The 6,501-nt window shown below is 59.6% G+C and carries 8 protein-coding genes; 6 read left to right on the top strand and 2 right to left on the bottom strand.

What is annotated here, in order from left to right; all coding sequences use genetic code 11:
* Both RTS12_RS10205 and rpsD read right to left on the bottom strand, forming a co-directional pair.
* Nucleotides 1-616 (bottom strand): hypothetical protein (locus RTS12_RS10205; protein ID WP_312528103.1); only part of this gene is annotated, 616 nt, incomplete at its 3' end.
* A 183-nt stretch (nucleotides 617-799) separates the two neighbouring features.
* Entirely contained in the window at nucleotides 800-1,420 is a 621-nt protein-coding gene (gene rpsD / locus RTS12_RS10200; protein ID WP_312528101.1) for a 30S ribosomal protein S4, read from the bottom strand.
* A gap of 360 nt (nucleotides 1,421-1,780) precedes the next feature.
* On the opposite strand from rpsD, the gene RTS12_RS10195 reads away from it, so the two are divergent.
* The 6 genes from RTS12_RS10195 to RTS12_RS10170 form a co-directional block, all read left to right on the top strand.
* Nucleotides 1,781-2,701 carry a 5'-methylthioadenosine/S-adenosylhomocysteine nucleosidase gene (locus tag RTS12_RS10195; RefSeq protein WP_312528099.1) on the top strand — a complete coding sequence of 307 codons (921 nt, stop codon included), beginning with the start codon at nucleotides 1,781-1,783 and terminating at the stop codon, nucleotides 2,699-2,701.
* Nucleotides 2,702-2,822: 121 nt separating this feature from the next.
* Nucleotides 2,823-3,200, top strand: coding sequence for an iron-sulfur cluster assembly accessory protein (locus RTS12_RS10190; RefSeq protein WP_312528096.1), 378 nt, complete (start codon nucleotides 2,823-2,825; stop codon nucleotides 3,198-3,200).
* A gap of 116 nt (nucleotides 3,201-3,316) precedes the next feature.
* Nucleotides 3,317-4,060 (top strand): triose-phosphate isomerase, encoded by a 744-nt coding sequence (tpiA, locus tag RTS12_RS10185; RefSeq protein ID WP_312528094.1) that lies wholly within the window; start codon nucleotides 3,317-3,319, stop codon nucleotides 4,058-4,060.
* A 157-nt stretch (nucleotides 4,061-4,217) separates the two neighbouring features.
* A complete protein-coding gene (locus RTS12_RS10180) occupies nucleotides 4,218-5,285 on the top strand; it encodes a methionine ABC transporter ATP-binding protein (protein ID WP_312528092.1) in 1,068 nt (355 codons plus the stop codon).
* Nucleotides 5,275-5,949 (top strand): methionine ABC transporter permease, encoded by a 675-nt coding sequence (locus RTS12_RS10175; RefSeq protein WP_312528090.1) that lies wholly within the window; start codon nucleotides 5,275-5,277, stop codon nucleotides 5,947-5,949. Before RTS12_RS10180 ends, RTS12_RS10175 begins: the two co-directional genes overlap by 11 nt.
* Before the next feature lie 23 nt (nucleotides 5,950-5,972).
* Nucleotides 5,973-6,501: MetQ/NlpA family ABC transporter substrate-binding protein (locus tag RTS12_RS10170; RefSeq protein WP_312528088.1), on the top strand; the 529-nt coding region annotated here is incomplete at its 3' end.

Below are 6,501 nucleotides of genomic sequence, written 5' to 3'. Positions count from 1 at the left end.
CTGCTTCGGCACCATCAGCGCAATACCACAACGCGCCCCCTGTCGCCGCCGCGCCGACCAGCACCGCACCTGCGGCCACAGGCGAGCTGGCAAGACCCGCGGCCACCGCCCCCGCCCCCTCGATCCGGCCCGCCAAGGGACCGGTGGCTGCGCTGAGGATGGTCGCGCCAGGGCGCTGGGTCACGGCCTCGAACCCATCGGCCGCGGCTGCTTTGCCACCTTGCAAGGCTGCGGCCTTGGTCGTGTTCACTCGGTGACAGAAGGTCTGGCCACAGACCGCATCGCTTTTGCGCGCCCCTTGTTGTGCGCCGACATAGGTCGAGCCGCGATCATCCCACAGCAGGCAATAGCTGCCATCATCGGTCATCTGATTGCGGCGCAGGATTTCTCGCAGCGTCACATAGCCGGGGCAGCTGACCTTGCCAAAACGGGCAAAGCGGCTTTCCATCTTGCCGACGTTATCGCGATAGGCCTGATCTTTGACATAGTTGACCGACACCTTTTCGCCCGAAAGCGAGGTATCGCAGGTCCAAAGCCTTTCATCCTCGCCCTGGGCCAAGGCCGGGCCGCCAGTCAGTCCCAGCGCAACCAGAATAAGCGCAGCTGTCACGCGCATGATCGTCCTCGCAGTCAGGAAATTGCCATCTTAAGCCAATCTCGCGCGGGCTGTCACCTTGCAAGGCCCAAGGGCGCGATGTCGCGCCAACTTGATGGCTTGTGAGCCACGCCCCAGCCGCTGAAGCAACGAAAAAGGCCGCCCCAAAAGGAGCGGCCCAATCTGTCGAACAATCCGAAAGGATCAGTTCTGTGCGTAGAATTCGACGACCAGGTTCGGTTCCATGACGACTGCATAAGGAACGTCGCCCAAGGTCGGGGTGCGAACGAAGGTTGCGGTCATCTTGTTGTGGTCGGCTTCGACGTAGTCCGGAACATCACGCTCGGCCAGTGCAACCGCTTCCAGAACGATCGCCAGCTGACGCGACTTGTCGCGAACCGAGATGACGTCGCCTTCTTTGACGCGGTAGGACGCGATGTTGACGCGCTTGCCGTTCACCTGGACGTGGCCGTGGTTCACGAACTGACGTGCAGCAAAGATGGTCGGAACGAATTTCGCGCGGTAGACAACAGCGTCCAGGCGGCGCTCGAGCAGACCGATCAGGTTTTCACCGGTGTCGCCCTTGACGCGCTCAGCTTCCGCATAGATGCGGCGGAATTGCTTCTCGGTCAGGTCGCCGTAGTAGCCTTTGAGTTTCTGCTTCGCACGCAGCTGGGTACCGAAGTCCGACAGCTTGTTCTTGCGGCGCTGACCGTGCTGGCCCGGGCCATATTCGCGACGGTTGACCGGCGATTTTGCGCGGCCCCAGATGTTTTCGCCCATACGGCGATCAAGTTTGTACTTGGCAGCTGTGCGTTTGGTCACGGCTGTTCTCCTTCGTCAAAAATTCAGCTCTGGCGGCTGCCCGGATACGGTAGCATTCCCCGGACCGACAGAGCTTCGAAGGGCGTTGTCCTTTGGCAAATGAATGCCCGACAGGAATCCCCTTGCGGGGGCCACCAACACCAATAGAGCCGCGCTTATAGCCCTGAGCGGCACCAAGTCAAGCCTTGGCAGGGCTTGCGGCCAACTTCGCCATTGCGACTTGTCAGAATTACGAAAAAAATATCTAATAATGAAGATGATAGTTGGTCCGGTTGATCATTCCTTCATGCATTTATCTTATTCCCGTCACACGCCATTTTCTGGACGCTTCGGGCAGACCGCGCGATGAAAGGAATCACCATGCGATTTGTGCTTCTGGCTCTGGCCTTGGCAGCTGGCCCCACCCTTGCCCTGGCCGAGGAAGTCAGCCCAAAGCGTCCCGCATGGGATGACACGCCTCGGATCGCGGTCGTATCGGCCTTCGCGCCGGAATGGCATGAAATCAAAACCTTGGTCGAGCCAACGGGCCACAACATGGTCAATGGCACGGAATTCATGACAGGCCAGATCGCAGGCAAGGATATTGTTCTGTTCATGTCCGGCGTCTCCATGGTCAATTCGGCCATGACGACGCAACTGGCCTTGGACCGATACAATATCACCGCGATTGTTTTCACTGGCATTGCCGGCAGCGCGGATCCTGATCTGGCCATTGGCGATGTCGTCATCCCCGAACGCTGGGGCCAATATTTCGAGGTGATCGCCGCACGCGAGCGTGACGGCGAGATGAGCATTCCGCGGTATTTCTCGTCCTCGCATCCGAATTTCGGCATTTTCGTGCCCCGCGACGTCGATGTGATCTCGGCGCGTCCGGAAACCCCCAAGACCAAGTTCTGGTTTGATGTCGATCCCGCACTTTTGCAGGTTGCACGTCAGGCGGTGGTGGGGGTCACGCTGGAAAACTGCACCAAAGGCAAAGCCTGCCTGACCCAGAAGCCCAAGGCTTTGGTCGGGGGCAATGGTGTCTCGTCTGCGGTCTTTGTCGATAATGCCGCGATGCGCAAATGGGCGCATGACAACTACCAAGCCGAGGTGCTCGATATGGAAAGCGCCGCGGTTGCCCAGGTTGCTTTCACCAATGAGGTGCCCTTTATCGCCTTTCGATCCGTGTCAGATCTGGCGGGTGGCGGGCCTGGTCACAATGAGATGGGGACATTCATGGATCTGGCGGCCAAAAACTCGGCCAAGGTTCTGGGGCAATTCCTTGAAAAACTGCCCTGATCGGTCCTTGTGACGCTGAAAGTCGAGCGACCAGAGCCTGATTGGCATGTCCTGCCACTGTCGGGGCTTGAGTGAGGCGGGCCCGAGGCCTATCTTTCAATCTGACGAAAGGCGGTTCCCCATGTTTTCCATTCCCGGCAAATCTCCCGTGACCATCACCCCGGCGGCTGAGCGCCAGATTGCCAAGCTGATGTCGGGCAAATCTGCGCTTGGGCTGCGCATCGGCCTGAAGAAAGGCGGTTGTGCGGGCATGGAATATACGATGGAGCTGGCCCAATCGCCCAATCCCGCCGATGAAATCGTCGAGCAGGGCGATGCGCGCGTATTGATCGCGCCGACTGCGCAAATGTTCTTGTTCGGCACGGAAATCGATTACGAATCCGGCCTGCTTGAATCCGGCTTCAAGTTTCGCAATCCCAATGTGACCGAATCCTGTGGCTGCGGGGAATCCATCCGCTTCGAGCCGATCGCCGGTGCGCAACCCGCCCGCCCGGCCTGATTTCGCCATGTTGGCGCAAACAAGTTGAACCATAGTCGGAAACCGGCCCAAGTCAGCTTGATCGCTTTGCGCGAACTGCCTAATCCCTTTGCTAAATCAGCAATGAGGGATGAGAAATGGCACCGCGCAAACTCGCCGCCGGCAACTGGAAAATGAACGGATCTTTGGCCGCTTTGGCCGAGATCGACCAGCTTGTGGCACAGCATCCGAAGCCAAACTGCGATGTTCTGATCTGTCCGCCTGCGGTCTTGATCCATGCCATGGCCACGCGCGCGTCAGGAACGCCGGTGATGGTCGGTGGGCAGGATTGCCATGCCAAAACCTCGGGCGCGCATACCGGCGATATTGCTGCAATCGAGCTGAAGGACGTGGGCGCAACCCATGTCATTCTGGGCCATTCCGAGCGCCGCGCCGATCACGGTGAAACCAATGCCGATGTCGCCGCCAAATGCATCGCCGCCCATCAGGCGGGTCTGGTCGCTGTGATCTGCGTCGGTGAAACCGAGGGCGAGCGCGATGCAGGTCAAACCCTGGCACTGATTGCCGAGCAATTGGCGGGTTCGGTCCCCGATTGCGCGACCGCCGCCAATACCGTCATCGCCTATGAGCCCGTCTGGGCGATCGGCACCGGGCGGACCCCGACCAATGATCAGATCGCCGAAGTGCATGCCTTGATGCGCGACAAACTATCCGCACGATTTGCAGATGGCGCGGATATGTCACTGCTCTATGGCGGCTCGGTCAAGCCCGGCAATGCCGCCGAGATCTTTGCCATTGCCCATGTCAACGGTGCCTTGGTTGGCGGTGCCAGCCTGAAGGCCGATGATTTCGGCGCGATCATCGCGGCCCTTGGTGCTTAAGAAAATTCTGCGAAATTGCTTGATTTCGACGCGAAAAGAACAGGGTTTCGCATTCTGACGCTAAGTTGGGACAGTCTTTCTGACTTCTAGGGTACTGGCCTCTTGCAAAATTCTGTCATGCGCGCATACCTCTGCGCGCACTGACAGGGTTTTTTTGATGATCGAGGCCGCGGGCCGGGCCAATCCGGCAATCTCTTTTCAAGGCGTGACACGCCGCTATCCGCAAAAGGGCGGCGGCGGCGATGTGGTTGCGCTTGGTGACATCTGGCTTGATGTGCCCCAAGGCGCCATCACCGGGATTATTGGTCGCTCGGGCGCCGGTAAATCAACGCTGCTGCGGATGGTTAACGGGTTGGAGCGTCCGTCTTCGGGTCAGGTCATCGTCAATGGCCATGACGTCGGCGCGGCAAATGACGCGGCGCTGCGCGGTATTCGCCGCGAAGTCGGCATGATCTTTCAGCACTTCAACCTGCTTGCCACACGCACCGTCTATGACAACATCGCCCTGCCCCTCGAGATTGCAGGCGCACCGGCCCATAGCATCGGCCCGCGTGTCAACGATCTGATCGAGCTGGTCGGGCTGACGGCCCAGGCCAAACGCTATCCTGCGGAGCTGTCGGGCGGGCAAAAGCAGCGCGTGGGCATTGCGCGCGCGCTGGCTACCAATCCGCGTGTTTTGCTGTCGGATGAGGCGACTTCGGCGCTGGATCCTGACACCACCCGCCAGGTGCTGGAACTGCTGCAAAGCATCAATCGCGAACTGGGTCTGACCATCTTGCTGATCACCCATGAGATGGCAGTGGTGCGCGATATTGGCACCCATGTCGCGGTGATCGAGGCCGGTCGCATCGTTGAACAGGGCGAGACCTATGGCGTCTTTTCCCACCCACAGCACCCGACAACGCGGTCGTTCCTGACCGGTGTGACCGGGGTTGCCGTGCCGGGTTTTGTCGCCAATCGGCTAAGCCCGACCCCCGCCACCCCCGATGCGGTCGCGGTGATCCAGATCACCTTTATCGGCGATCATGCCACAGACCCGATGCTGTCGCGCTTGGCGGTGGAATGCGGGATCGAAACCAATATCCTTGCCGGCGCCATCGAAGAGATCGGCGACAACCCGTTCGGCAGTCTGATCGTGTCGCTGCCTGCCCCGCGCGCGCATGAGGCGCAAAGCTTTCTGAACGAACATGGCATGATCACCGAGGTGCTTGGCTATGTCGGCTAATCTGATCAACCTTCTCTGGGTCTCGACCCTTCAGACCCTGTATATGGTCGCACTTTCGACGATCATTGGCACGCTGATTGGCGGCCCCTTGGGGATTTTCCTGGCAACCTCGAAACGGGGCGAGTTGTTCTCGGCCCCCATTCTGAACCGGGTGCTGGGGCTTGTGGTCAACGCAGCGCGCTCGACCCCGTTCATTATTTTGGTCGTCGCCATTATCCCCTTCACCCGGCTGATCGTCGGCACTTCGATCGGGACGAATGCCGCGATCGTGCCGCTGACGATCGCAGCCGCGCCCTTTATCGCGCGTCTGGTCGAGGCATCGATCCGCGAAGTTGACAGTGGGCTGATTGAGGCCGCGCGCGCCATGGGCGCCACGCCGGGCCAGATCGTGCGCAAGGTTCTTGTCGCCGAGGCCATGCCCGGCATCGTCTTGGGCCTGACCTTGGCCGTTGTCAGCCTGATCGGCTATTCGGCGATGGTGGGTGCTGTGGGGGGCAAGGGTTTGGGCGATCTTGGTATCCGCTACGGCTATCAGCGCTTCATGCCCGAGGTCATGCTGGCCGTGGTGATCATCCTGATCGTCATGGTTCAACTGGTGCAATCCGCCGGAGAGTGGATCGCCGCAAAATTCGACAAACGCGCGCCGCGCAACCGCGGCCGCTAAGAGTTTTTCACAGGAGAGTGCAGATGAAAAAGCTTCGCTTCGCCGCTATGACGGCTGTTGTTGCGCTGGTTGCCGGTATGGCCTCGGCCGAGGACATCAAGGTCGGTGTCTCGGTTGGTGAACATGCCGAGATCCTTGAGCAGGTCGTGCCGATCGCCAAGGAAAAGGGCCTGAATATCGACATCGTCGAATTCACCGATTACGTCATGCCCAACCAGGCGCTGGCCGATGGCGATCTGCAGGCCAATATTTTCCAGCACAAACCCTATCTTGATCAGATGATCGCAGATCGCGGCCTTGAGCTGACCCCGATCGGAAATACCTTTACCACGCCGATGGGTGTCTATTCCTCGAAGGTCAAATCGCTGGACGAGCTGGCCGAGGGTGCCAAAGTCGCCATTCCGAATGATCCGACCAATGGCGGGCGCGCACTGTTGCTGCTGGCGGACAAGGGCCTGATCAAGCTGAAAGATGATATCGGCCTGACCCCGACCCCGCTCGACATCACCGAAAACGCCAAAAAGCTAGAGTTCCTTGAGCTTGAAGCAGCTC

This window comes from Paracoccus sp. (in: a-proteobacteria) (assembly GCF_032007265.1).
Taxonomy (GTDB): Bacteria; Pseudomonadota; Alphaproteobacteria; order Rhodobacterales; family Rhodobacteraceae; genus Paracoccus.
This window is presented reverse-complemented; position numbering and strand designations above follow the sequence as displayed.

Coding starts and splice junctions, on each gene's coding strand:
- RTS12_RS10195 (WP_312528099.1), top strand. CDS start 1,781: ATGCGATTTGTGCTTCTGGCTCTGGCCTTGGCAGCTGGCCCCACCCTT.
- RTS12_RS10190 (WP_312528096.1), top strand. CDS start 2,823: ATGTTTTCCATTCCCGGCAAATCTCCCGTGACCATCACCCCGGCGGCT.
- tpiA (WP_312528094.1), top strand. CDS start 3,317: ATGGCACCGCGCAAACTCGCCGCCGGCAACTGGAAAATGAACGGATCT.
- RTS12_RS10180 (WP_312528092.1), top strand. CDS start 4,218: ATGATCGAGGCCGCGGGCCGGGCCAATCCGGCAATCTCTTTTCAAGGC.
- RTS12_RS10175 (WP_312528090.1), top strand. CDS start 5,275: ATGTCGGCTAATCTGATCAACCTTCTCTGGGTCTCGACCCTTCAGACC.